At 64.2% G+C, this 25,047-nt stretch carries 25 protein-coding genes; 14 read left to right on the top strand and 11 right to left on the bottom strand.

Translation table 11 applies throughout. From position 1 onward, the window contains the following. Nucleotides 1-10 precede the first annotated feature (10 nt). The 3 genes from HHL25_RS11680 to HHL25_RS11670 all read right to left on the bottom strand — a co-directional run bounded on the left by HHL25_RS11680 (nucleotide 11) and on the right by HHL25_RS11670 (nucleotide 3,790). Nucleotides 11-1,102, bottom strand: a complete 1,092-nt coding sequence (locus tag HHL25_RS11680) for a putative B6 ABC transporter permease subunit 2 (protein ID WP_169590571.1) — start codon at nucleotides 1,100-1,102, stop codon at nucleotides 11-13. Beyond that, entirely contained in the window at nucleotides 1,099-2,670 is a 1,572-nt protein-coding gene (locus tag HHL25_RS11675) for a putative B6 ABC transporter ATP-binding protein (RefSeq protein ID WP_169590569.1), read from the bottom strand. Before HHL25_RS11675 ends, HHL25_RS11680 begins: the two co-directional genes overlap by 4 nt. A gap of 76 nt (nucleotides 2,671-2,746) precedes the next feature. Further along, a complete protein-coding gene (locus HHL25_RS11670) occupies nucleotides 2,747-3,790 on the bottom strand; it encodes a putative B6 ABC transporter substrate-binding protein (protein ID WP_169590566.1) in 1,044 nt (347 codons plus the stop codon). A 77-nt stretch (nucleotides 3,791-3,867) separates the two neighbouring features. On the opposite strand from HHL25_RS11670, the gene HHL25_RS11665 reads away from it, so the two are divergent. After that, on the top strand, nucleotides 3,868-4,284 hold the full coding sequence (locus HHL25_RS11665) for a hypothetical protein (protein ID WP_169590564.1): 417 nt from the start codon (nucleotides 3,868-3,870) through the stop codon (nucleotides 4,282-4,284). A 276-nt stretch (nucleotides 4,285-4,560) separates the two neighbouring features. Then, nucleotides 4,561-5,328, top strand: a complete 768-nt coding sequence (locus HHL25_RS11660) for an SDR family oxidoreductase (protein ID WP_169590562.1) — start codon at nucleotides 4,561-4,563, stop codon at nucleotides 5,326-5,328. A gap of 39 nt (nucleotides 5,329-5,367) precedes the next feature. On the opposite strand, the gene HHL25_RS11655 is transcribed toward HHL25_RS11660, so the two are convergent. The 6 genes from HHL25_RS11655 to HHL25_RS11630 form a co-directional block, all read right to left on the bottom strand. Then, nucleotides 5,368-6,084 carry a GntR family transcriptional regulator gene (locus tag HHL25_RS11655; RefSeq protein WP_169590559.1) on the bottom strand — a complete coding sequence of 239 codons (717 nt, stop codon included), beginning with the start codon at nucleotides 6,082-6,084 and terminating at the stop codon, nucleotides 5,368-5,370. A 535-nt stretch (nucleotides 6,085-6,619) separates the two neighbouring features. After that, nucleotides 6,620-7,804: a pyridoxamine--pyruvate transaminase gene (gene ppaT / locus HHL25_RS11650; RefSeq protein ID WP_169590557.1), complete on the bottom strand. Its 1,185-nt coding sequence runs from the start codon at nucleotides 7,802-7,804 to the stop codon at nucleotides 6,620-6,622. Nucleotides 7,805-7,828: 24 nt separating this feature from the next. Next, entirely contained in the window at nucleotides 7,829-9,184 is a 1,356-nt protein-coding gene (locus HHL25_RS11645; protein ID WP_169590555.1) for an MmgE/PrpD family protein, read from the bottom strand. 1 nt (nucleotide 9,185) lies between these two features. Beyond that, nucleotides 9,186-10,082: an NAD(P)-dependent oxidoreductase gene (locus HHL25_RS11640; protein ID WP_169590553.1), complete on the bottom strand. Its 897-nt coding sequence runs from the start codon at nucleotides 10,080-10,082 to the stop codon at nucleotides 9,186-9,188. Between the two features lie 29 nt (nucleotides 10,083-10,111). After that, nucleotides 10,112-10,894 (bottom strand): SDR family NAD(P)-dependent oxidoreductase, encoded by a 783-nt coding sequence (locus HHL25_RS11635; protein ID WP_169590551.1) that lies wholly within the window; start codon nucleotides 10,892-10,894, stop codon nucleotides 10,112-10,114. Further along, nucleotides 10,891-11,739 (bottom strand): N-acyl homoserine lactonase family protein, encoded by an 849-nt coding sequence (locus tag HHL25_RS11630; RefSeq protein ID WP_169590549.1) that lies wholly within the window; start codon nucleotides 11,737-11,739, stop codon nucleotides 10,891-10,893. Before HHL25_RS11630 ends, HHL25_RS11635 begins: the two co-directional genes overlap by 4 nt. Before the next feature lie 182 nt (nucleotides 11,740-11,921). Here HHL25_RS11630 and HHL25_RS11625 point away from each other — a divergent pair, with 182 nt between their 5' ends. The 9 genes from HHL25_RS11625 to HHL25_RS11585 all read left to right on the top strand — a co-directional run bounded on the left by HHL25_RS11625 (nucleotide 11,922) and on the right by HHL25_RS11585 (nucleotide 21,172). Continuing rightward, nucleotides 11,922-12,323, top strand: coding sequence for a carboxymuconolactone decarboxylase family protein (locus tag HHL25_RS11625; RefSeq protein ID WP_147181963.1), 402 nt, complete (start codon nucleotides 11,922-11,924; stop codon nucleotides 12,321-12,323). 59 nt (nucleotides 12,324-12,382) lie between these two features. Next, a complete protein-coding gene (locus tag HHL25_RS11620) occupies nucleotides 12,383-13,873 on the top strand; it encodes a 4-hydroxyphenylacetate 3-hydroxylase N-terminal domain-containing protein (protein ID WP_169590546.1) in 1,491 nt (496 codons plus the stop codon). A gap of 68 nt (nucleotides 13,874-13,941) precedes the next feature. Beyond that, nucleotides 13,942-14,331 (top strand): nuclear transport factor 2 family protein, encoded by a 390-nt coding sequence (locus HHL25_RS11615; protein ID WP_169590544.1) that lies wholly within the window; start codon nucleotides 13,942-13,944, stop codon nucleotides 14,329-14,331. 4 nt (nucleotides 14,332-14,335) lie between these two features. Beyond that, nucleotides 14,336-15,754 (top strand): amidase, encoded by a 1,419-nt coding sequence (locus HHL25_RS11610; protein WP_169590542.1) that lies wholly within the window; start codon nucleotides 14,336-14,338, stop codon nucleotides 15,752-15,754. Between the two features lie 11 nt (nucleotides 15,755-15,765). Next, nucleotides 15,766-17,064 carry an amidase gene (locus tag HHL25_RS11605; RefSeq protein WP_169590539.1) on the top strand — a complete coding sequence of 433 codons (1,299 nt, stop codon included), beginning with the start codon at nucleotides 15,766-15,768 and terminating at the stop codon, nucleotides 17,062-17,064. After that, a complete protein-coding gene (locus HHL25_RS11600; RefSeq protein ID WP_169590537.1) occupies nucleotides 17,061-17,576 on the top strand; it encodes a flavin reductase family protein in 516 nt (171 codons plus the stop codon). Before HHL25_RS11605 ends, HHL25_RS11600 begins: the two co-directional genes overlap by 4 nt. A gap of 138 nt (nucleotides 17,577-17,714) precedes the next feature. Then, complete coding sequence (locus HHL25_RS11595) at nucleotides 17,715-18,758, top strand: 2,5-dihydroxypyridine 5,6-dioxygenase (RefSeq protein WP_169590534.1); 1,044 nt, start codon at nucleotides 17,715-17,717, stop codon at nucleotides 18,756-18,758. Nucleotides 18,759-18,761: 3 nt separating this feature from the next. Next, the gene (locus HHL25_RS11590; RefSeq protein ID WP_246701786.1) at nucleotides 18,762-20,291 is read left to right on the top strand and encodes a GMC family oxidoreductase; all 1,530 of its coding nucleotides are present in this window, start codon (nucleotides 18,762-18,764) and stop codon (nucleotides 20,289-20,291) included. Nucleotides 20,292-20,512: 221 nt separating this feature from the next. Next, nucleotides 20,513-21,172, top strand: coding sequence for a peroxiredoxin (locus HHL25_RS11585; protein ID WP_169590531.1), 660 nt, complete (start codon nucleotides 20,513-20,515; stop codon nucleotides 21,170-21,172). 107 nt (nucleotides 21,173-21,279) lie between these two features. Here the strand turns inward: HHL25_RS11585 and HHL25_RS11580 are convergent, their stop codons facing one another. Next, the gene (locus HHL25_RS11580; protein WP_246701785.1) at nucleotides 21,280-21,933 is read right to left on the bottom strand and encodes a HupE/UreJ family protein; all 654 of its coding nucleotides are present in this window, start codon (nucleotides 21,931-21,933) and stop codon (nucleotides 21,280-21,282) included. Nucleotides 21,934-22,099: 166 nt separating this feature from the next. On the opposite strand from HHL25_RS11580, the gene HHL25_RS11575 reads away from it, so the two are divergent. Genes HHL25_RS11575 through HHL25_RS11565 form a run of 3 tightly spaced genes read left to right on the top strand, consistent with a single transcriptional unit; the run spans nucleotide 22,100 to nucleotide 24,046 of the window. Further along, nucleotides 22,100-22,705 (top strand): HupE/UreJ family protein, encoded by a 606-nt coding sequence (locus HHL25_RS11575; protein WP_246701784.1) that lies wholly within the window; start codon nucleotides 22,100-22,102, stop codon nucleotides 22,703-22,705. A 7-nt stretch (nucleotides 22,706-22,712) separates the two neighbouring features. Continuing rightward, nucleotides 22,713-23,447, top strand: coding sequence for a hypothetical protein (locus tag HHL25_RS11570; protein ID WP_169590529.1), 735 nt, complete (start codon nucleotides 22,713-22,715; stop codon nucleotides 23,445-23,447). Next, the gene (locus HHL25_RS11565) at nucleotides 23,444-24,046 is read left to right on the top strand and encodes a DUF1007 family protein (RefSeq protein ID WP_169590527.1); all 603 of its coding nucleotides are present in this window, start codon (nucleotides 23,444-23,446) and stop codon (nucleotides 24,044-24,046) included. The genes HHL25_RS11570 and HHL25_RS11565 overlap by 4 nt, the downstream gene beginning before the upstream one ends. On the opposite strand, the gene HHL25_RS11560 is transcribed toward HHL25_RS11565, so the two are convergent. Further along, a complete protein-coding gene (locus tag HHL25_RS11560) occupies nucleotides 24,047-24,928 on the bottom strand; it encodes a LysR family transcriptional regulator (RefSeq protein ID WP_169590524.1) in 882 nt (293 codons plus the stop codon). Between the last annotated feature and the right edge of the window lie 119 nt (nucleotides 24,929-25,047).

The following is a 25,047-nucleotide window of genomic DNA, read 5'->3' as shown; positions in this document are numbered from 1 at the left end:
CAAACCTTCCTCAGGATTTCGTGCGGTAGTGGCGGCGTTTGTCGAGATATTCGGCTAGCGCGAGCGTGATCAGCAGCAGTGCCACGATGACGAGCGAGAAGAAGCTTGGCACGCCGAGCCGCCGGGCCGCACTTTCGCCGCCGATGGTCAGGGCCGAGAACAGGAAGACATAGGCGATCGAGCCGAAGCCGTTGAGCCGCGCGAGAAACACCAGCGGCACGACGGTGAGGCTGTAGGCGGGGTTCCAGTCGGCCCGAACGTTGCCCTGCGTGCCGAGGATATCGACCGCTCCAGAAAGGCCTGCAAGGCCCGCCGATATGGCGAAGACCGCGATCGTCAGCTTCGGGACGGAAAGCCCGGCATGGACCGCGGCGCGCGGATTGGCGCCGACAAGCCTGAGGCGCATGCCGAACGAGGTGCGCGTCATCATCAGGTGCACGGCGACGATGACGACCAGACCGACGATCAGGCCGGACGATACGGTCGTGTCGAAGAGTTTCGGCAGGCGTGCTTCCACCGGCAGCGTACGGGTCTGCGGCGTCGTCGTGCCGGGATCGAGGAAAGCGAGCTTGACCAGCACATTGGCGAGCGACACGCCGAGGAAGCTCATCATCAGCGTGGTGATGATTTCGTTGATGCCGTGCCAGGCCTTCAGCAGGGCTGGCAGGACGCCCCAGAGCGCTCCGATCACCGCACCGATCACGAGGCCGATCGCGAGGTTGATCCAGATCGGCATGCCGGCCGCGAACATCAGCGGCGTTGCCGCAGCGACGATGACGGCGGCCAGCAGGAACTGGCCGTCACCGCCCAGGTTCCAGATGCCGGCGCGAAATGCGACGATCAGGCTGGCTGCAATCAGCAGGAACGGGCCCATCCTGGTGAGGGTCGCCGAAAGGCCGGAGGGCGACAGGATCGCCCGTTCCACCACATAGGCGTAATAGCTGAAGGGGTTGACGCCCATTGCCAGAAGAATGATCCCGCCGAGTGCCAGAGCAGCGAAGAGCGGTCCGATGCTGATGGCGAGCATACGACCCCAGGCGGGGAACGCCCTCGATCTGACGGTGGTTGTCGCCGAGACGGCGGTCGCCTGTGGTTCACTCATTCTTCTTCTCCGGTACTCATCAGGCGGCCGACTGCGTCGCGCGCACCCGGGCCATTCGGGACGGCGCCCAGCAGTTTGCCTCTGTCGATCACGCTGATCCGGTCGGCCAGCTCCAGAAGTTCGTCGAGATCCGTCGAGATCAAGAGAACCGCCTTGCCGGAATTTGCCGCCTCGCGGATGCGATCGCGTGTCGCGCGAATGTTCTTCACGTCGAGACCGTAGGTCGGCTTGGCGAAGATCACCGCCTCTGCCGCCCCGGTTAGCTCGCGTGCCAGCAGAACCTTCTGGATGTTGCCGCCGGACAGCGTGCCGACCGGCGTCTGGATGCTTGGGGTCCTGATGTCGAAATTGCGCACATGCTCGGCGGCCTGCGCATTGATTGCCTTCGTCTTTTCCAGGCCCCTTTGCCAGAACGGGGTGGCGCCGATGTCCTTCAGCAGGAAATTGGTGGCGACCGCGAAGATGCCGACCGTGCCTTCGCCCAGACGGTCGTCCGTCACGTATCTGAGCCCGGCGGCGCGGCGTGCGCCGACATTCTGCCCGCCGATTTCCGTTCCGTTGAGCTCGACACTGCCGGATGCTTCCGTCTGGCCCGCCAGCGCCTCGGCAAGCTCCTTCTGACCGTTGCCGTCGATGCCGGCGATCCCCAGGATTTCGCCCGCCCGCACACTGAGCGCGATATTGTTGAGTGGAATGCGACCGGCCTGGGAATTGAGTTCTTCGACCTTCAGTACCACCGGCCCGAAGTCACGCGTCGGGCGCGGCTGGTCGCCCGTCTTGCCGACGGCGGCCTGGCCGAACATCAGGCCGATGATGTTGGCTGTGTTCTGCTCGTCAGATTGTGCCTTGAGCTCTTCCGGGGCGATCGAGCCGGCATTGCGGCCGAGCCTGAGGACCGAGATCCGGTCGCCATAGGCCAGGGCCTCGTTGAGCTTGTGGGTGATGAAGATGACCGCGAGACCGTCGGCGGCAAGCCGGCGCATCAGCGCGCCGAGCGCGGTGGCCTCGTGCGGCGTCAGCATGGCGGTCGCCTCGTCGAGGATCAGGCACCGGCTTCCGCGCATCAGCGCCCGAAGGATCTCGACCTGCTGGCGTTCGCCGAGCGAAAGCGTGGAGACTAGTGCGAAAGGGTCGACCCGCAGGCCGACGCGGTCCGCGGTCTCGTGAATGCGCTTCGCAACGCCGCTGCGATCCGGCTTGTGCCACCACACGCCGTCGAGCGTGAAATTGTCGACGACGCTGAGGCTCGGTACCAGCATGGAGTGCTGGAAGACTGTTCCGATGCCGAGCGAAAGGGCCTGCCGAGGCGAAGTGATGGTAACGGCGGTTCCGTCGATCTCGATTGCGCCGTCGTCCGGCTGCTGCAGGCCGGACAGCATGCCGACCAGGGTCGACTTGCCGGCGCCGTTTTCGCCGAGCAGGACATGCACCTCGCCGGGCCAGATATTGATATTGACGTTGTTGTTGGCGATGACGCCTGGAAAACGTTTGGTAACGCCGCGCAGACCGATGAATGGTCTCCCGGGCGCGTGTGACGGAGAGGCGGAAGCCCCGATTGTCGCCTGCATCTCAAATTCCTTCATGAAAGTCCGTATTGCCGCAGGCGTCATGCCTGCGGCAATACGGGTTTCGCAGTAGGATGGCTCAGTTGGAGCCGACCGTCTTCACCAGCGCATGAACGCTGTCGGCATCGAATTTCGGCTCGACCTTGATCTTGCCGGAAACGATGTCAGCCTGGAGTGCCTCGATTTCCGTCCAGACGGCATCGGGAGCATTGGCGGTCTTGAGCAGGCGGAGGCTGCCGTCTGCGAGCTTGATGTCGTAGTTGTGGCTGCCGTACTTGCCGTCCTTCAGATCCTGGATCATCGCGGCATAGACGGGTTCGAGGTTCCAGATGACCGAGGACAGCAGGTGACCCTTGTCGATCGAGGTCTTGTCACCGATCACGTCGATGAAATAGGCCTTGCCGCCGTCGGTTGCCGGGGTGGTTTCGACGGCCTGCAGCATGCCGAAGCTCGATCCGTTGCCCTGGCCGAAGATGATGTCCGCGCCCGAGGCGATGACCGTTTCGGTCACGCGCTTGCCGCCGGCCGCATCCGCATAGGCTGCCGGGCCGATGACCGCATAGCGGACTTCGACGGCCGGGTTCTCGGCCTTGACGCCTTCGGCGAAGGCGACGGACATGTTGTTCCACGACGGGGGTTCACCGGAAACGACGATACCGACGACCTTGGTGCGGGTTACCTTGGCGGCCAGACGGCCGGCCAGGTAGGCGCCGTCGCTGCCGGCTGCGGTGTAGTCGGCGATCTTGCCGGCGGCCAGCTTGTCGGGGCTGTCGACGATGGCGACCGGAACGCCGAGTTCCGCGCCGATTTCCGGTGCGGCGGTGTTGTAGCCGGAGGCGTGGGCGATCAGGAGATCCGCGCCGTCTTCAGCCAGTTCGCGCAAGGTCGGACGAACGTCGCCGTAGCCGAGGTTTTCGGCCACGACCACCTTCACGCCCGCGGCTTCACCGGCGGCCTTGGCGGCGTCGACGCCCTGCTGGTTCCAGCCCATGTCGGTGCCCATTTCCGGGGCGAGAATGGCAATAGAGTCCAGGTCCGCGGCCAGAGACGCACCCGAAGTAAATCCATTTACAGCAAATATAATCGCAGCAATACTTACTGACGATCTGATTTTCTTCCGCATTATATTGTTCCCATTCTTGATTGTTGTTGACGGTAGGTTGAAGTCTGCTAGGTTTTATTTATCACAAAACCGCAGAATTGGGTCACGATATGAAAGTCCACCTCCTTCTCATTCCCGCATTCGTCTCGATCTTCGCCGCCACTCCAGCCCTGTCCGCCGCGCAGGCGCTGGACTTTGCGGTCGAGAATACGGGCAAGACTGCGTTGAAATGCAGCGCGGCCATTGCGCACTGGTTTTCCGCCGATCTCGGGGAAGCCGCGCCCGGCGCGAGCATTTCCTTCAGCCTGGGCGTCGACGTTGATTCCGGAACGGTGTTCCAGAAGAATTCGGTCGGCGACAGGATGGCGGTGCAGCGGGTATGGTGCGGCCGGAAGGGTGACGACTGGCGGACCAGAAACGAGATCCCGCTGGAACGTCGCGCAGGCGTCGCGCCCGAGCCGGTTCGCCTGCGCTGCGCGGCCGAGGGTGCCAAGACCCTTTGCGTCGCGCAGTAGACGTTGTTGCTGCCTGGTGTCTTCCATCCCGTGCGATGCGCAATCCGGCTCTCCTCTTCGGGAGGGCCGGGCTGGCAGAGCAAGGACTCAAAGATTGCCAGGAAAGCCATAGCGATGTTCTCGATTGACAGCGTGAGAATACGATAGCATGATCATACCGTAATACAATAATGAAAAAGGGCGGTGAGGGCGAATTTTCGTTTCCTTAACTTAACCATATGATTTCAAATGCGTTATTGTAAGGCCTGATCGCTGGACTCGAGAGGAAAAGTGAATATGCGGACTGCAATTGTCACCGGAGCCAGCCGTGGATTGGGGCGAGCTTTCGCGATCGGCTTGGCTAGGGACGGCTTCGCGCTGAGCCTGTGCGCACGCGATGCGGAAGGCCTCGAAGCCACCGCCGAATTGGCTCGGGCCGCGGGTTCGCCGAAGGTCATCATTGTCGCGGCTGATCTCTCCCAGGCGGGGGTCGCGGAAAAGGTTGTCGCCGCCACATTGGAGGCGACGGGCCGCATCGATGCCCTGGTCAACAACGCTGGCGCGACCAAGCGGGGCGATTTTTTTGCGCTGACCGACGAGGATTTTCTCGACGGTTTCGCCCTCAAGTTTCACGCCACGGTGCGCTTCTGCAGGGCCGCCTGGTCCGCCCTCGCCGAGAGCAAGGGCGTGATCATCAACATTTCGGGTGTCGGCGCCCATACCCCGGAACCGGACTTCACCATCGGCGGCTCGGTCAACTCGGCGCTGATCAACTTCACCAAGGCGATCTCAAAGCGCGCCGTCGATACGGGAATGCGGATCAATACGCTCTGCCCCGGCCACATCGTCACGGATCGCCTCGCCAAGCGGATCGAAACGCTGGCCCGGGACCGGGGAATTTCGTTTGAGGATGCGCGCGAGGAAATGCGCCTCGAACAGGGAATCCAGCGCTTTGCCGATCCCGACGAGGTGGCAAACGTGGTCCGTTTTCTCTGCAGCCCGGCCGCCTCATACGTTCATGGCACCGTGATCAACGTGGATGGTGGCGCGACACCGGGAATCTGAACCAGGATCTGAGGTTCGGCCCGCGAGCGGGCCGAACGTTTACTCTTCGCCTTCTTCGGCCAGGCGCTCGCGCAGGATGGCAAGCGCGGTCTTGCCGGCATTCATCACATGGCGCGCGGCGGCCTTGCGGGCTTCCTTGCCGCGCCGGGCGGCGAGATGGCCGACGACCTCCTCCAGTTCCTCGAGGCTTTCGCGCGTCCGTCCGGGTGCGCCGAGAGACGTGGCACGCAGAACCATCACACGCGCGTTGAGCGAGGAAAGCGTGTGCCCCAGGGCCTCGTTGTGCGCGCCGTAGATCAGGCAGTCGTAGAAGGCGTTCTTCGCGGTCAGCCGCTCCAGCGGGTCGGTGATGTGCTCGCCGCGCTTCAGGACCTCGAACGCGGCCTTCAAGGCTTCGATGTCCTCGTCCGTGGCGTTGCGGGCGAACAGTTCACAGGCAAGGCCCTCGAGCTCGACGCGGACCTGGTAGATGCCTTCGGCCTGTTCGGGGAGCAGACGCGCGACGATCGGCCCGCGATGCGGAACGACCTGCACCAGGCCCTCGCTTTCGAGCTGGCGCAGGGCTTCACGCACGGCGGTCCGGCTGACGCCCGTCATTTCGCAGAGGTCGCGTTCGGTGATGCGTTCCCCGGCCTTGAAATATCCGACCGCGATCGAATCGCGGATGCTTTCGGTGACGCTGTGGCGAACCGGTGCCGCGGCCTTGACGACCCTGAAGTCGCTGGGCGGTGTCTTCCGTTGCAAGAGCTTGGCCATCAGTTTGTGCCCCGTTCGCGAACTGAGAATTGATAATACGGTATTACTACACACAAAATGCCTGCTTTAAAAGCGGTAGATTGCCGAGGTGCCTGTTTTGGATGCAGCGCCGCCTCCATCCACGCGTCTGGCCAGCTGGCTTGCAGATGCCTTTGCCTTGAGCGTTCGGTTCTCATCGCGCCGAATCATCCAAGCAACGGCAGCGATGGTGAGAATATGCGAAAAGTTCGAAATGGAATAACATTCTCGATCCGGGATGTTAGTGAGTATGATTACAGTATCGGCACGTCGAAGCGACGAATCGCTCTGCGGCAGGGGCGGATACATAATCGATTTTGCTCGAATCCGAAGCGGTGGTTACTCCCCCAATTTTAGGACTTCCGGTGATCTTCAACAGCTTTCCGCTCCCTACGGTCTCTGCGCTGAGCCGTTTGGCGGAAGGCGGGGCAGGCACCGGCTGGAGAGCCTCCGGGAAGGCCGCATGGTTCCCGGAGGCTTCGGTCAAGAGGCAGGGACTTGGATGCCGGGCCAGCCCTTACGCCTGGGCCTGGTCGATCACCGCCATGGCGGCGGCAACGCCGGCCCCGACATCGATCCCCTTGACGCCGGCTGCCTGGAGCCCACCGGCAATCGCCGCGACGGAGATGAGCGAGTAGGTCGGGCGGGCGGTCGGCCCCATGTGCCCGATGCGGGTCAGCTTGCCCAGCGTCTCGGCCCGGCCCGACGAGAAGACGACGCCGTAGCGCGCCCGGATGGATGCCCTGAGTTTGGATTCGTCGACGCCTTCCGGAATTGCGACTGCGGTGCAGGTCGGCGATGCGATCTCCTCGCGCGCCGCCCAGAGCTTGAGGCCTGCAGCCTGGATGCCGGCCCGGCAGGCCTTGGCCGTCAGCGCATGGCGGGCCCAGACCGCCTGTTCCCCTTCGGCCAGGTAGAGATCGAGCGCGGCATCCAGGGCATAGATCTCGGATACGGACGGCGTGAAGGGAAACGGCTGGCTCGCCTCATGGGCCCGTTTCCAGTCGCTGATCGAGAGGATCGAAGCGGTCGGCGCGTCGGGGTTGGCGGCGATCTTTTCCCAGGCGGCCTCGCTCACATGCAGGAGCGACAATCCCGGGGGGCAGCCGAGGCACTTGTTCGGCCCCGTGACGAAGATGTCGGCGCAGGACGTTTCAGGCAGGACGTCCATGCCGCCGAAGGCCGAGACGGAATCGACGATCAGCAGCTTGCCGGCGGCCCGCACGACCGCACCGATTTCCGCGACCGGATTGATCGTGCCGGATGGTGTGTCGTGGTGGCAAAGGGAGACGATCGCGATGTCGGGGCGCTTCTTCAGCATGTCCGCCACGGCATCCGCCGTCAGGGCTTCGTTGTAGGGGACTTCGAGCTCGACCAGTTCCTTGGCGTAGCGCGCCGCCCAGAAGCCGAAGCCCTTGCCATAGACACCCGAGACGAGGTTGAGCACCACGTCGTTCTTGGCGATCAGCGAAGCGGCGGCGGCTTCCAGTCCCAGCACCGGTTCGCCCTGCAGGATCACCGGTGGCGTGCTCGTGTGGAAGACCTGCCGGACCTTGGCATTCGTCGCCTCGTACTGCTCGAGGAAGGCCGGATCATAGTCGTAGAGCACCGGGCGGGACAGTGCGCGCAGCACGGACGGGTAGGCGTCCACCGGGCCGGTCGTCAGCGTGAAGATCGGATCCGAATATGTTCTCTGGCTCATGAATTCCTCCTGTAATGTCTGGTCTTAAAAGGTTGAGGGGCGTGTTGCGCGCAGGAATGCGGCACCGTCTGAGGTGTCCTCGAGCCCCTCGATCGCAGCGATCAAGGCATCGCCATCCACCGAAAGGCGCCGCCATGCGATCTGGTCGCGGAATTTTCCGGCAAGGTCGGCGTCGCTCATCGGATGTCCGAGCCCGCCCTTGGCGGCGGAGACGGCATGCAGGATTTCCTGCCCGTCGGTGAGGCGAAGACGAACCTCCACCGCATCGAGAGCGGAAGCCGGGTCGTCGCGGAAGGCGAGTTTCTGACCGAAAGCCCGGATCTCCGGATCGGCGACCGCCGCATCGGAGAATGCTGCCAGATCGGCACGCCCGCGCAGCAGGCTGACAGCGACGGCGTGTTGTGCACTGACCTGTGCCGATCGTCCGGTGGTCACGCCGGGCCTGTCGGTGCGCTGGCGCAGCAGCGGATGGCCGGTCAGTTCCACCGAGGCGACGTCGGCCGCGTCGAAGCCGCCCTTCGCATGCAGCGCGAGGCATGCCTCGATCACCGGGTTCAGCACGACGCCGCAGGGATAGGGCTTGAAGGTATTATTGAGGATCTCCCACCGACTACCGAGTTCGCCCGTGATGGCAACAAGGTCCGGCTGATCGGCGTGAAGCGCCAGGAAGCCGCGCTTGCCCTCGAGCGGTTCTGCGGGGCCGGTATAGCCATCGGCCGCCAATAGCGCCGCCATCAGGCCGCCGCGTGCAGCCTGGCCCACCGAGAGGCTTTTTGACATGGTGCCGAGCGTTTCGACGGAACCCGCCCCTTGCGCCAGCGCATTGCCGAGCGCGTCGACCAGTTGCGAAGGCGAAAGATCCAGCAGGCGCCCGGCCGCCATGGCGGCGCCGAACACCCCGCAGGTCGAGGTGATGTGCCAGCCGCGCGCATAATGCGTCGGATGGAGGGCGTTACCCAGGCGGCAGGTGACCTCCGCACCGAGCACGAACGCCTCGATCAGGGCCTGGCCGCTGACCGGGCGCCCTTGGGCAGAAAGGGTTTCCGCGAGCGCCAGCACGGCCGGGCCCACGGGTGCCGAGGGGTGGATCACGGTTGGGATATGGGTGTCGTCGTAGTCGAAGATGTTTGCTGCGGCCGCATTGATATAGGCGGCCCACAGCATGTCGGCCCGTTCGGTGCGTCCGATCAGCGTGTTGGTCGGCGCGCCGGAGAAGACCGGCAGCAACGCTGCCAGCTTGTCGATCGCCGCCTCGCCGGAGCCGCCGATCGCCGTTCCCACCATGTTGAGCAGCGAGCGCCGCCCGGCAGCTATGACGGCGTCGGGCAGCGTTGGCGGAGTATGAACGAAGGCGGCGACGGTGGCGCTGATGCTGGCCATGTCAGGCGCCGGCGGCCTTGCCGCGAACTTCCGTATCGGCCCACTTTTCCAGTGGACGGATGATCGCCGTCATGTCGGCCGTCGGGCCGCAATCGGCCTTGGTGATCGAAAACAGCATCCGCACCGCATTGCCGACCAGCATGGGCACGCCGAGGCGATCGGCTTCCTCGAGGCAAAGGCGGATGTCCTTGAGCGACAGGGCGATCGCAAAGCCGAAGTCGAAGCCACGCGGCAGGACGAAGCGCGGAATCTTGTCGACGCTCGCCGATGTGCGGCCGGAGCCGGCATTGAGGACCTCGATCATCACGTCGGCGTCGAGGCCGGCTTTTGCGCCCATCACCATCGCCTCGGAGGTGATCGCGAGTGCCGCGGCCGAGCAGATATTGTTGATGAGCTTCATCACCTGGGCCTTGCCAGGCTCCTCGGCGACGCGGATCACCTTGCCGAGCGTAAGAAGCATTGGCTCGACGACGGCGAAATCGGCCGACGGTCCGGCCGCCATCAGCGCCAGCGTGCCCTTCGTTGCGCCCGCGACGCCGCCCGATACCGGGCTGTCGATCAAGGCAATCCCGGCAGCCGACAGGATCTCCGCCAGATCCATCTCGGCTTTCGGACCGGTGGTCGAAAGATCGACGACGCGCTTCACGATGCCGGGGGTTTCGGCGATGCTCCGGCCGACGGCCAGCACCACTTCAGGCGTGGGCAGCGACAGGAAAAGCGTTTCGGCGCGAGCGGTCAGCTCGGCAATGGTTGCCGCAGCGCCAGCACCGGCGGCCGTCAGCGCAGCGACCGCCGCGTCGGCGCGATCATTGACGACAAGCGTGTAGCCTGCGCCGATAATGCGTTCCGCCATCGGCCGGCCCATGTTCCCGAGGCCAATGAAACCAATCTCAGTCATTCAACTCTCCTGTTGTCGCGGTCCGCCGTTCAAGCGAAGGACCAGCCATTGTCCACGGGGATGGCTGCACCATTGATGCCCTCGCTGGAGGGGCCGCAAAGGAACTGCGCAAGCGCCGTCACCGTTTCTATCGGAATGAACTTGCCCCCCGGCTGCCGGGTGGAAAGGAAAAGCCGCTCCGCCTCGTCGCGGGAAATGCCCTTGTCGTCCGCGAGCGTCTTGATGCGATCGAGCGCCGAATCGGTCGCCATCAGGCCCGGGCAGATTGCATTGCAGGTGATGCGCGTCGCTGCGAGTTCGAGGGCGACGGTGCGCGTCAGGCCGATCATTGCATGCTTGGTCGTGACATAGTCCGCACGCCCGGCCAGTGCCATCAGGCTGTAGACCGAGGCCATGTTGATGATGCGGCCCTGGTTGCGCTCCCGCATCTTTGGCAGGCATGCCCGGATCAGCCGGAAGGGCGCTGAAAGATTGACTTCGATCGCCCGATCCCAGTCCGCATCGCCGAGCGTCTCCACCGGCGACATCTTGCGGACAACGGCATTGTTGATCAGCACGTCGATCGTGCCGAGATGACTTTCCGCTTCATCGACGAGGCAGGCGGCGGCACCTGCTTCCGAAAGGTCGATTTCGACCGCGCCGACGGGGCGGCCGATTTCCTCGGCCAGTGCATCGGCTGTGTCTTCAACATCCGGCAGGATGTCGGTCAGAAAGACCCGATCGCCGGCCTTCGCAAAGGATCGCGCCAGTTCCAGCCCGAGGCCGACGGCCGAACCGGTAATCAGAACACCTCTTCCGCTCGGTGACTTCATCGCGAAAGCTCCTCCCACGATAGCGAGGGCGCGACATCCAGCCGAACGACGACCCCTTCCAGTTCCGTCGAGGCCGCCGGGTAGGCGCGCATCACCGCCGGGTCGTGCCCCGGCACAATGTGATCGAGGCTGGGCGCCAGCTCTGTCAGCCTCGAGTAACCGCGAATGAGTGCAGCTTCGTCGAAGAGCACGGGGAAGGGATTGCGGCGTTCCATGTTGGCGTAGAAATGCGTGGCGTCGGATGCGAGCACCACCCATCCGCGTTCGGTCATGACGCGCACAGCCTGAAGTCCGGCGCTATGGCCCGGCACCGCATGGAGCCAGAAACCCGGCGCCAGTTCGCGGTCGCCACGATGGAACTCGATCCTGCCGGCATAGAGGCTTCGGATATAGGCGACGATGTTCTCGACGTCGAAAGGCGCGCGCGCCTTCGCGTCGCACATGCAGGGGCCGGTGGCGTGTCCGGCCTCATCGACCTGGAGGTGGAACCGTGCGACCGGAAAGTCCCCGAGGGTGCCCGCGTGGTCATAGTGCAGATGGGTGAGCACGACCTGCGAAACCGTGCGGGCCTCGACACCGAGCAGGGCGAGCGCGTCCTTCGGATCGCGCAGCAGCGTCCGTCCGCGTGCCTTGGCCGCATTGCTGCCAAAGCCCGTGTCGATCACGAATACCTCGTCTCCGCGCCGGGCAAGCCATATGAAATAGTCGAGATTGGCGCCTGACTCATGTGGGTCGGCATAGAGAAAATTGTCCTTGGCGGTGCGCCCGCCATGCATTGCATAGCGCAGGGCATATAGCTCGAATGGCGCAATTCCCGCGTTCGGCTCCCCCGTCTGGTCAATCATTGTCGTTCCAATCCTCGTCGCCATCCGATGACGGATGTCAAAAACGGCTCCTACAATATGACCGTAATCTTGTCATACAATCTATTGACAGGTCAAGTCCGGCATGTCTAGATCGGTGCCATCAGGACGGCAGGGCCCCCGGCTCGAAGACTGCCTTCCTGTCCACCTTAACGGAGAGATGCATGACTCGTCCTGAATTCAGCGGTGAACAATTCCAGAAAGGTCTGCAGGTAAGGCGTGAAGTGCTCGGCGATGCCTATGTGGCGCCGTCGCTGGCCAGCGCCGACGACCTCACCGCTCCCCTTCAGAAGCTCGTGACCGAGTGGTGCTGGGGAGAAATCTGGACCCGCCCGGGACTGGAACGCAAGACCCGCAGTTTCCTCAATCTCGCGATGTTGACGGCCCTCAACCGTCCGCACGAGGTCAAGATCCACGTCCGCGGCGCGCTGAACAACGGCGTGACGGAGGAGGAGATCGTCGAGGTCATCCTGCAGGCGGCGATCTACTGCGGTGTTCCGGCCGCACTGGACTCGATGCGGGTCGCCTCGGAAGTGATCCGCCAGGTGCGCGAAGAAAAAGCTTGATTTGGCCTTGGCGCCCGAGGGGGCGCGATCGGCAATTCGAATTTCAACAGGAGGCCTAAATGACAGAGACGGGAACGAAAAAGTCCGTAAAGGACGTGCCGCACAAGCTCAAGACTGGTGAGCAATACAAGGAATCGCTGAAAGATAATCGTCAGATCTGGGTTGGCGGCGAAAAGCTGAACTCGGTCTATGACGAACCGGCGCTGGCACGCGGCATCGACCTTCTCGCGTCGATGTTCGACGACCAGTTCACCGAGGAACATGCCGACGCGACGACTTATTACGACGAAAAGGCCGGTGCCGTGCTCAGCCGTTCCTGGCAGATCCCGCGCACCAAGGAAGACCTGGCGGCGCGTCGCAGGATGATCGAGTACACCTCGCTCAAGACCGCCGGCACCTTCGGTCGCCCGCCGGATCTCGCGCCGTCCATCGTCGTCGGCCTCTATGCCTATCTCCCGACCTTCAAGAAGAAGAAGTCGCTGATCGAAGGCATCGATCCGGATTTCGCCGAAAACATCGAACGCTACATGGAATACGGTCAGAACAACAACCTGACCGCATCGGAAAGCCTTGCCGGTCCCCAGGCCGACCGCTCGTCGCCCAAGGCTTCCGAGGCTTCGCTGCTCAAGGCCCGCAAGGTCACCAAGGACGGTGTCTACATCTACGGCGCGAAAACCGTCGGCTCCATCGCCGCACAGGCGAACGACATCTTCTTCACCAATCTCGGTGGTATCCAGGAAACGCCGGCTGATGCCTGCATCTGGGGCTCCGTGCCGATCGACACCCCCGGCATCAAGATGATCTCGCGCGAAATGGTATCGCAGCCATTGTCCAGCAAGTTCGATCATCCGGTCTCCAGCCTTGGTGAGGAAGCCGACCAGTTCATCGTCTTCGACAACGTCTTCGTTCCGAAGGAGCGGCTCTTCAATCTCGGCGATCCGACCGCGATGAGCTATTACGGCCCGGTCTGCGTCTTCGCGCACTGGCACGTGCTCACCCGTCTGGCCGTCAAGGCCGAGCTTTTCGTCGGGGCAGGGCAGATGGTCCTCGACTATCTCGGCACCGGCAAGATCCCCGCCGTGCAGATGATGCTCGGCCAGCTCGTCGAATACGCCCAGACGCTGCGCGCCTTCGTGACGGCGGCCGAGGCTCTCGCCGTGCCGACGGAAGGCGATGTCATGCGCCCGGATGTCGGGATGCTGACGGCCGGCCGTCTCTACTCGATCGAGAACTACCCGAAGATCATCCATATCCTTCAGGAAATGTGCGGTCAGGGCCTCGTCATGCGCTTCGGCAAGAAGGCATTCGACAACCCCGATGTCGGCCACTTCCTGCATGAACTCCTGCCCGGCCACGGCGTCTCGGCCATGGTCAAGGAACAGCTGATGAACTTCATCTGGGACATGACCTCCGGTTCGCTGGCCGGTCGCGTCGCACTGTTCGAGAACGTCAACGCCACGCCGGCTCCTGCCCTTCGCGCGAGGCTTTACAACGAAGTCAAGCGTGACGGATACGTCGCCCAGGTGAAGAAGATCGCCGGTATCGAGTGAACCCAAGTCGACCCCGCCCGACCCGAAGAAGGGCGGGGTTCTCTTTTCCGACAATGCGGGAGCCCGCGATGGATCACGCCACGCTCATTGACTGCCTCTATCAGGCCTACGCGTCACGCGATGCGGACCAGGTGGCCTCCCTCTATCATCCCGACGGCTGGCACGAGGAAGTCGCGATGGGCAAGCGCCGCGAAGGGCGTGCTGCACTTGCCGAAGGGCTGGTCGGGTTCTGGCGGATGCTGCCCGATGTCGCCTGGGACCGTCGCGGCTATGTCCGTGCGGCCAATCAGGTGGCAGTTCCCTATTTGATGACCGGAACCTTCACGCCTCGCGGCGGCGACGGAACCCCAAGGCAGATCACGCTTGAGGGTCTGCATATCTTCGAGATCCACGACGGTCTGATTGCATCGAGCAAGGACATGTGGGACCTCGACCTTTTCAAGGCGCAGATGGGCTGAACCGATGGATGACCTTGCGACACTGGACGGCATCGCCCTGTCGGGAATGATTGCCAAACGCGAAGTCACGGCCGGCGAGGTTCTCGAGGCGGCGATCGAGCGGATCGAACGGCTGAACCCCAAACTGAACGCCGTCGTGCACGCGCATTTCGACCTCGCCCGCAAGCAGGTGGCGGACGGATTGCCGGCGAGCCCCCTGTCGGGTGTTCCCACACTGCTGAAGAATACCGGGTTCGAAGCCGAGGGCATGATCCTGTCGACCGGATCGGAGCTGCTGCGTAACAATGTCAGCAAGCGCGATTCCACCATCACCGCGCGCTACAAGGCCGCGGGCATGGTGATCCTCGGCAAGTCCAACACGCCGGAATTTGCCCTGAGCTTCACCTCGGAGCCCGATGCCTTCGGCCCCACGCGCAATCCCTGGGATCTTGCCCGCACGGCCGGCGGTTCGTCAGGCGGCTCGACCGCCGCCGTCGCAAGCGGCATGGTCCCGATTGCCAACAGTTCCGATGGTGCGGGCTCGACGAGATTGCCGGCCAGTCATTGCGGGCTGTTCGGCTTCAAGCCGTCACGGCTCGTCAACCCGGTCGGCCCGGCCACGGCCGAGGCGATCGGCGGCATGTCGACCCCTCATGCGGTGTCCTGGTCGGTTCGCGACAATGCCGCGATGCTGGACCTTTCCGCCGGCGCGGATGCGGGTGATCCCTGGGCGTCGCCGGCCGTTCCCGGCAGCTATCTTTCGGCTGTCGACAAGGCGCCGCCCCGTTTGAAGATTGCGTTGATCACCGGCTCGCCGACCGGCAGTCTTATCGAACCGGACATGGTTTCGCGCGTCGACGAGACCGCGCGCCTTCTCGAAGGCCTTGGGCATCATGTCGAGACGGTTCCCGATGCCGGCTACGACGCCGAGGCGCTGAAGACCGCCTGGCGCATCGTCGTCGGGGTCAATGTCTCTCTCGGCGTGACTGGCGGCGACCCGGCTTCGCCGAACCTCTCGAAGCTCGAGCCGGTCAACCAGGAATGGGTCCGTGAGGCGCTCGCCGTTCCCGGCACGCGCTATCTCTGGGCGATCAACCAGCTGCACGCCTCGTCGCGTGCGATGGCGGCGTTCTTCAGCCGGTATGACGTCATGCTGACGCCTGCGGCGGCAGAGCCAGCACCCCTGTTGGGCAAGCTCGCCGGTCGCGGCAAGACGCTCGACGAATTCTACGACCTGTTCTGGTCCCATTCACCCTTCACCGCGGTGTTCAACACCTCGGGCTGCCCGGCCATGTCGGTGCCGCTGGGCATGAGCGCGAATGGGCTGCCTGTCGGGTCGCATTTCGGTGCGGCCTTCGGAAAGGATGCCCTGCTTCTTTCCCTGGCCGGGGAACTGGAGCGTTCCGCCCCGTGGATCAACCGGCGACCCGCCCTGTTCGGCTGAGGAGAAATTGCGTGCAAGACCATGAAGTCCTCGCATTGACCGCTCGTGACATCGCCTCGGCCGTTCGTTCGCGTGCGCTTACGGTGCGAGCCGTTACCCAGGCCTATCTGAAGCATATCGATGAGACCGACGGGCCGGTGATGGCCTGGCAGCATCTCGATGCCGAACAGGCGCTTGCCTCTGCCGACGCCATGGACCTCCAGGGTGCGACGGGCCCCCTTGCAGGCGTGCCGATCGGCGTGAAGGACGTGATCGACACCGCCGACATGCCGACGGGCTATGGCACCTCCATCTATGATGGCTTTCAGCCACCGTGGGATGCGGCCTGCGTGCAGAACGCCCGGAATGCCGGCGGGCTGATCCTCGGCAAGACCATCAGCACCGAACTGGCGATGGCGAGCCCCAACAAGACCCGCAATCCGCACAATCCGGACCATACCCCCGGCGGTTCCTCGTCGGGCTCCTGCGCCGCGGTCGCCGCCGGAATGGTGCCGGTCGCCTTCGGAACGCAGACCTCCGGCTCGGTGATCCGCCCGTCGAGCTTTTGCGGTGTGACGGCGTTCAAGCCGAGTTTCGGGCTGATCAACACGGTCGGCATCAAGGTGCTCTGCCACGGGCTGGACACGCTCGGCATCATCACGCGCAACATTGGCGATGCGGCCCATTGCGCCGCCGCCCTCAGCGGCCGGATCGACCTGGAAAACCCGACGCCGCCGACGCGTCCGCGCATCGGCATCCTGACCGGAACCCGTCTCGACAAGGCCGAAAGCTGCGCGATCGAGGCGGTCGAACGCCTTGCGGCCATGGCGGAAGCTACCGGTGCGGAAACGACCGTCATCCCGGCACCCGCCTGGTATGACGGCATCTTCGATCTGCACGAGGCCGTCATGGGCTGGGAAGTGACCCACTCGCTGGCGTCTGAAATCGCCCGCAACTGGGACGGCCTGACCCCCGTTACGCGAACCATGCTGGAAGACCAGGGACGCGTCGACGAGATCCGCTACCGCTCCGCCATGGCCGAAATCCCGGGTATCCGCCATCTGATGGATGCGATCCTGTCGCGTTTCGATGCCGTGCTGACGCTCGCGGCTCCCGGCGAGGCGCCGAAGGGCATGGCGACGGGCGATCCGATCTTCAACCGGCTCTGGAGCGTGCTTCAGGTGCCGCTGGTCTGCCTGCCGGTGATGAAGGGTCCGCAGGGCTTGCCCGTCGGCGTCCAGTTGGTCGGCGCCCGCGGTTCTGACCATCGCCTGGTCTCCGCCGCGCAATTCCTGGAAACCGCCATTTCTGCCAAAGGAGGCATCCAATGACCCAGTTTCCCACGGATCCGTTGGTGGACGACTTTCGTTCGGCCATGCGGCAGCTCGCGGCCACCGTCAACATCATCACGGCAGGCGAGGGGGCGACCCGCCGCGGGCTCACCGCGACCGCGGTTTGCTCGATGTCGATGACGCCGCCGTCGATGCTGGTCTGCGTCAACCGTTTCGGCGAGGCGCACAAGGCCATCACCGCGGCAGGAAGTTTCTGCGTCAACATTCTCGCTGACGATCAGCGCGAGATCGCCATGCGCTTCGCCGGCCAGGTCGGCGAGATGGGGGAGGACAAGTTCGCCCCTTATGGCTGGACGTCTCTGGCGACCGGCGCTCCGGCCCTCGATGGCGCGATGGCCAATCTCGACTGCGAGATTGCCTCGGTTTCGGAAACGTCGAGCCACTCCATTTTCATCGGCAATGTGAAGGCCATCCGCTTCGGGCCGGAAACCTCGCCACTGCTTCACTACAATCGCAACTTCTTCTCGCTGGCCAATCAGACGGCACTCTGAACGGCCAGCCGAAATCGGGAACCGGCTCTTCGACCACAAGACAAAAAGCAGAGAGCGCCCTCGATCCGGCCCGACCGGATCCGCGCCTGGTCGCAGCCACAAATTCAACGGGCAATGGCCCAACGGAGGTATGACATCATGGCAATCAGCGACGCGCAGTTCTTGAAGGGCTGGAGACAGGTGCTCGAAATGTGCAACCTGAAACAGGGTGAGCAGGTCACCATCCTGACCGGCGACGACAGCAACAAGCAGATCGCCTACATCGCCAAGCTCGCCGCATCGGATCTGGGGGCCGTGGTCACGGAACTGAATCTCGCGCCGATGAATGGTGAAAAGGCGCTCTCGCCCGACAAGTCCGGCTATGTCGGCAAGACGCCGCTCGAAGGCAACAGCGCCGCACTGGCCTGCCTCCAGGCTTCGGACCTGGTGATCGACACCCTGCAGCTCCTGTTTTCCAAGGAGCAGGAAGAGGTGCTGAAGGGCGGAACACGCATGCTGCTGGCGGTCGAGCCACCGGAAATCATGATGCGCCAGATCCCGCGTCCGCAAGACAAGGCCCGTGTTCTCGCGGCCGCCCGCAAGATCGGCGCGGCAAAGGAGATGCACGTGACCTCGAAGGCGGGCACGGATTTCCGTTGCCGCCTAGGCCAGTATCCGGTGCTCACCCAGTACGGCCTCGCCGACGAACCCGGCCGCTGGGACCATTGGCCGAGCTGCTTCTCGGCCCGCTGGCCCGACGAAGGCAGCGCCGAGGGCACGATCGTGATCGACGAGGGCGACATCCTCCTGCCGTTCAAGAAATATGCGCGCGCGCCCATCACCGTGACGATCGAGAAGGGCTACATCGTCGACATCAAGGGTGGCTATGACGCTGAATTCATGCGCAAGTTCATGGACAGCTTCAACGATCCGCGCGCCTATGCGATGGCGCATGTCGGCTGGGGTCTCGAGAACCGCGCGAACTGGACGGTTCTCGGTCTCTACAATCCGGAAGCGCAGCTCGGCATGGACGCCCGTTCCTTCGCCGGCAATTTCCTCTGGTCGTCCGGCCCGAACACCGAGGCGGGTGGCGATCGCGACACGCCGTGCCATCTCGACATCCCGCTCCGCAACTGCTCGGTCTCGCTCGACGGCGAAGTCATGACCCTGGACGGCGTGGTCATCCCTGAAGATCAGAAATAAGCCATGACACACTATGACATGGTCATCATTGGCGCCGGCTCTGCCGGTACCCTTCTCGCGGCGCGCCTGAGCGAGGATCCCTCGCGGCAGGTTCTGCTGATCGAAGCCGGCGGCGAGCCGACCGATCCGGATATCACAAAGCCTGCCATGTGGCCGGCGATCCAGCATCGCAGCTACGACTGGGACTACCGCACCCTTCCCCAGAAGGGCACGGCGGGGCGCAGTCACGCCTGGGCACGCGGCAAGGCGCTCGGTGGATCGAGCCTGCTACACGCCATGGGCTACATGCGCGGTCATCCCGCCGACTTCGCCGTCTGGGCGGAAGCGACGGGCGACGAGCGCTGGAGCTGGGACGGCCTGCTTCCGGCCTTTATCGCCATCGAGGACCATTCGCTCGGCGGCGACGGCATCCACGGCAAGGGCGGGCCGATGCCCGTCTGGATCCCTGACGATGAGGTGAGCCCCGTGGCGCAGGCCTATATGCGGGCGGGCGAAGCCCTGGGCCTTTCTCGTATCCCTGGCCACAACACCGGGAAGATGGTCGGCGTCACCCCCAATTCCCTGATGATCAGGGACGGCAAGCGCGTCACCGTGTCGGAGGCCTGGCTCACGCCGGCAGTGCGCGCACGGCCGAACCTGACGATCATGACGGAGACGCTCGTCCGCAAGCTCGTCCTCGACGGACCGAAGATCTCGGGCCTCGAAGTCGTCGGACCGAACGGCAGCACCGGCATCAGCGCCGACACGATCGTCCTGTCGGCCGGTTCGCTGGAGAGCCCGGCGCTGCTGATGCGTTCCGGGATCGGTCCCGAAGACGTCCTGAAACAGGCTGGCGTCACCTGCCGGGTCAAGTCGCCGGAGCTCGGGCGCAACCTGATGGACCATCTGCTCGGAGCGGGAAATCTCTACGCCGCGCGCAAGGAGGTGCCCCCGTCGCGGCTCCAGCATTCCGAAAGCATGGCCTATATGCGTGCCGGCGATTTCGGCGCCGACGGCCAGCCGGAAATCGTGGTCGGCTGCGGCGTCGCGCCGATCGTCTCGGAAAGCTTCACGGCCCCTGCACCGGGGACGGCCTATTCCTTCCTGTTCGGCGTGACGCATCCCACAAGCCGGGGAGAGCTGCGCATCTCCGGACCGGAGATGACCGATCCGTTGCAGATCGACCCGTGCTACCTGCAGACCGAGCATGACCGCCGCATGTTCCGTGCAGCCCTTGCCGCCGCGCGCGAAATCGGACACCGGCCGGAGCTCGACGAATGGCGCAGCCACGAGCTTCTGCCCGGGCCGCTCGACACGGAGGGGGAAATCGACGCCTTCATCGCCAGGGCAGCGATCACGCATCACCATCCCTCCGGCACCTGCCGCATGGGCAAGGATGATGCCGCCGTCGTCGATGCCAGCTTGCGCCTGCGAGGTCTGGACAACCTTTATGTCGTTGACGGTTCCGTGCTGCCGGGCTTGACCGCGGGACCGATCCACGCAGCCATCCAGGCGATCGCGGAGACCTTTGCGAGGCAGATCGAAGGGACGTGAACGGAGCCTCTCCGCCTGTTTCACGGTTGGGAGATCCTGTTTGACAATGAGCACCGGGCGGGCGCCGTGAAGGGAAGGCGTCCGACCGGACCACTATTTCGCCCGTGCCATCATTCGGAGCACAATTTCGCGGAAACGCTTCCGAAGAGAGACAAACCTTCGCCGACAGGTCGCGGCGAAACTGCAAATATCCGGCATCTGTTCTTTCCCGGAGATTTGCCATGACCTTGCGTATAAATCAGACCGCCCCCGATTTCACCGCCGACACGACGCAGGGGCCGATCAGCTTTCATGACTGGATCGGCGACAGCTGGGCCGTTCTCTTTTCCCATCCGAAGAATTTCACGCCCGTCTGCACCACGGAGCTCGGCGCAATGGCAGGACTTGACGACGAGTTCCGCAAGCGCGGCGTCAAGGTCATCGGCATTTCCGTCGATCCGGTCGAAAGCCATGTGAAGTGGAAGCAGGACATCCGCGTCGCCACCGGCTTCGACGTGGAGTATCCGCTGATCGGTGACAAGGATCTCAAGGTCGCCAAGCTCTACGACATGCTGCCGGACGATGCCGGCGAAAGCTCGGAGGGTCGTACCCCGGCCGACAACGCGACCGTGCGCTCGGTCTACGTCATCGGCCCGGACAAGAAGATCAAGCTGATCCTGACCTATCCGATGACCACCGGACGCAATTTCGAGGAGATCCTGCGCACCATCGACTCCATCCAGCTGACGGCCCGCCACCAGGTGGCTACCCCCGCCAACTGGAAGCAGGGCGAGGATGTCATCATCACCGCGGCCGTGTCGAACGAGGATGCGCTGAAGCGCTTCGGCTCCTACGAGACCGTGCTGCCTTACCTTCGCAAGACGCGTCAGCCGCAGGCCTGATCGCCCAGCCTCTGGCAGGCAGCGTCGGATTGGAAACGGCCCGCTCCTTGGGGAGGCGGGCCGTTATCGTTTTTTTGGGGTTCGGTCGTTCGGAGTGAAGCCGCTGCTCAGAAGAACAGGAAATAGATGCCACAGGCGACGATCGCCGCGCCGAGTGCCTGGACGAGCCTTCCGTTCCAGATGCGGCCGAGCCCGTAGCCGACCGCGATGCCGAGAATGTGGATCGCGCCCGTCGACACGACGAACCCGACGGTGAAGGCGGCGGGATCTGCGGCGCGCAGGGTCAGCTGGCCGTGCGGATAGCCGTGGAAGATGGCAAAGAAGGCGACGATCACCAGTGCGGCCCATTCCGGCGCCACCCAGCGTGCGGCAATCACGCCGCCGAGCACGACCAGAGAAATCGCGATCGCCAACCGGATGGTCTCGTCCGGCATCAGTCCGAGCATGCCGGCCACGCCGCCGATGCACATGATGAGCGGGAAGGTGGCCGGAAGCGACCAGACCGATCGCCCGCCCATCTGAGCCCCCCAGAGGCCGACGGCCAGCATGGCGAGGAAATGGTCGAAGCCGGCGAGAGGATGCCCGAAACCGCTGCCGAAACCACCCATCGGCCCACCGAGGTCGTGTGCCGAGGCTGCCGTGGAAAAGCTGCACCCGACAAGCAAGGCGAGCCCGACTGTCCGGATCGCAAGCATCGAACCACCAGGCCGTGAATGGGCAGGCGTCAGGACCTGATGGAGCAGCATCGAAAAACGGGTCATTCAATATCTCCGGAAGCCGCCCGCGGATCGCTCCGCCACGGCGGCGACACAGATCCATCTACAATCATCGGCGATTCGGATATAGTCCGAACACCTCGCGGAGAAGACGGAGGTCGGGCGATCGTCCGCCAAGCAGGCGCGGGGATCGATTTTGGAGATTTTGACGATGCCGATTTCAAGAATGCCTCGAGCCCTCGTCATTCCGGCTCTGACCGGGCTTGCCGCCTCGCTGCTTCTTCCCGCCGTTGCCGAGGCCCACATATTGCAGGGAGAGACAGGCGGCTTTCTCCGTGGTTTCGAACATCCTCTGTCCGGGGCCGACCACCTGCTCGCGATGTTTTGCGTTGGTCTCTGGGGTGCCCAGATGGGCGGCCGTTCGGTCTGGAGCCTGCCGATCGCCTTCCCTCTGATCATGGTCATCGGGGGCATGCTGGGTATTGTCGGTGTGTCGTTGCCGGCGGTCGAAAGCGGCATCGCCCTGTCGATCGTCGTTCTCGGTGCCGCGATCGCCTTCGTCTGGCGTCCGCCGGAATGGCTCGCCGTGCTGGTGATCGGCGTCTTCGCGATCTTTCACGGCTATGCCCATGGCGCCGAACTGCCGACGGCGACCGATCCGGCCGACTACGCGATCGGCTTCGTCGTGGCCACTGGCCTGATCCACATTCTCGGCATTTCCGTCGGTCTTGCCTTCCAGCGTTTCCGGGGTGGCGAGCTTTCCCGTGCGCTGGGCGGCCTGATGGGCCTCGGCGGCCTCTATTTCCTCGTCGCCTGAGATCATCGTGCCGGGCACCGCGTCGTCCTTGAGGCCGCGCCGGGGCGCAATCGGGCTGGCCCTGGCCGGTCTGGTGGTCCTTGCCGTGAGTTTCCTTGTCTCCGGTAGCGGCTGGGCCGATTTTCCCCCGTCCACAGTGCTCACGGCCGAACGCCTGCTGCCTCTGGTCGGTCTCGGCATGCTTCTCGGGCAGTTGCCGCGTCGCGCGGCTGCCCTTTCCGTCACGCTGCTTCTCGCCGGAGCATTCCTCGGGGTCGCCTTCAGGGAGCGTGCCTTCGAGCTGATGGCGCCGGTTCCGGGGGCGGCGGCCCACATGTTCCTGACCGGCCCGCTCGCCTGCATTCTGATCGGCGTGCCGCTCGTCCTGTCGCTGGGGCTTCGTCCCTGGCTCGCCGTACCGCTCTGCGCCCTCGCCGGTGCCGCGCTGGCGATTGCCACCCTGCTTGCAGACCCGACATTGCACGCCTCGAGCTATCTGCCGGCGACGTTTGCGGCGCAAGTCTGGCTCGTCGCCGCCCTTGCGGCCATCGTTGCCGCGTTCGACCGGCCCTGGCTCTCCGTTGCCACGCGGATCTTTGCGAGCTGGCTCGTCGCCATCGGCCTACTCTATGGCGGCGCCCACTTGGCGGCGCGACGGATTGCGCTCGAACCTCCGCCCTTCCCGACGCTTCCGCTCGAGGACGACGAGGCTGGTTTCTCGCCGATCCTCGAACAGCTTGACGAGACCGGGGGCGCACGATGAGCCGTCGCGCGTCGATACGCCTTGCCCTTGGCGGCGGCCTCGTCTGGCTTGCCTCGACCCTTGCCGCGGTGGCCCATCCGGACATCGCCGTCAGTGCCCGCCTGCTCTTCGATTTCAGGCAGGAAAGGCTCGTTTCCTTCGCCGAGCGCTTTGCCTTCGACGCTGCCTACAGTGCCCGGCTGACGGCGCGGTACGACATCGATGCCGACGGTTCCTTCGATGCCGGCGAGACGGAGGCGCTGCGTCAGCGACTGACCGCGGATCTTCAATCGGTCGGCTTCTTTACCGAGCTTTCTCAAGGCGGCCGGTCAGTGTCGCTGCCGGCCCCCACCGCATTCCATATCCTTATTTCGGCTGGTATCGTCACCGTAACCTTCGGCTTCCCTGTCGAGCCGGGCCTTGACCCGGAACCCGGCCGGGATCTGTCGGTGATGCTGCGCGACCGTGACTATACCGCAGCTTTCAAACTCGCTTCCGAGCGGCCCGTCGTGATCCGCGGCGCGGACGGCCGTTGCGCTGCCCGCATCGAGGATCGGCCGGATGAGGCCTATTTCGGCAGGCTCGTCGTGCCGCAGGCGGTTGTTCTCTCCTGCCGCTGATCAGACGAAGATCTGCCGGTGTTCGTCTGCCAGTTCCTGGAGGAATTGGACCACGGTGCGCACCCTCACCAGCTCGCGTGCGCTTTCGTGATAGGTTGTCCAGTAGGCGCGGCGGATGGTGACCTCGGGCAGGATGCGCACCAGGTCCGGATGCTTGCGGGCGATGTAGTCGTGCAGGATGCCGATGCCGGCACCCGCGGCGACCGCCTCGGTCTGACCGATGGCCGACGAGATCTCGAAGGAGCTCTCCCAGCCACGCATCACCTCACCGGTATAGGATAGCGAGGCCGAGTAGACGAGATCTTCGACATGGCCGATCAGCGTATGGGCGCGAAGGCCCTCGACGTCCTCCGGCACGCCTGCTTCCGCCAGATAGGCTTTCGAGCCGTACAGCCCGAGCGTATAGTCGGTGAGCTTCGAGGATATGAGACGCCCCTGTTCCGGTCGCTCGATGGTGATCGCGATGTCGGCCTCGCGCTGGGAGAGCGAAAAGGCGCGCGGCACGGGCACCAGCTGGATCTTGAGCGCCGGATAGCGCCTGGTCAGCGTGCCGAGATGCGAGGCAAGGAATGCGACGCCGAAACCGTCCGGCGCGCCGATCCGGACCGTGCCTGCGACCGCGCTGTCGACGCGGCCGATGTCGGACTGGGCGGCCAGCATTTCCGTTTCCATGCGTTCCGCTGCCCGGCTGAACACCTCGCCCTCGGGGGTCAGTTCGCAGCCATTGGTCCGACGGATGAGAAGCCGCGTCTTCAGTGCCTCCTCAAGCGCCGTGATACGGCGCGACAGCGTCGCGTGGTTGACCCCGAGCCGCCGCGAGGCGGCAAGGATCTGGCCCGAACGCGCGACGGCGAGGAACATGCGTACGTCATCCCAATTCATGGGTAGCTCTCCTGAGCTGGTCGATTGGTGCCGGGGTCACCCCCCTCTGCCCTGCCGGGCATCTCCCCCTCAAGGGGGGAGATCGACTTGGGGCCGGCCGCATCGCCAAAGAACGGCAT

This window comes from Rhizobium terricola (assembly GCF_012927355.1).
Classification (GTDB): Bacteria; Pseudomonadota; Alphaproteobacteria; order Rhizobiales; family Rhizobiaceae; genus Allorhizobium; species Allorhizobium terricola.
Note: the sequence above shows the minus strand (reverse complement) of the source record. Positions and strands in the feature narration are given on the sequence as shown.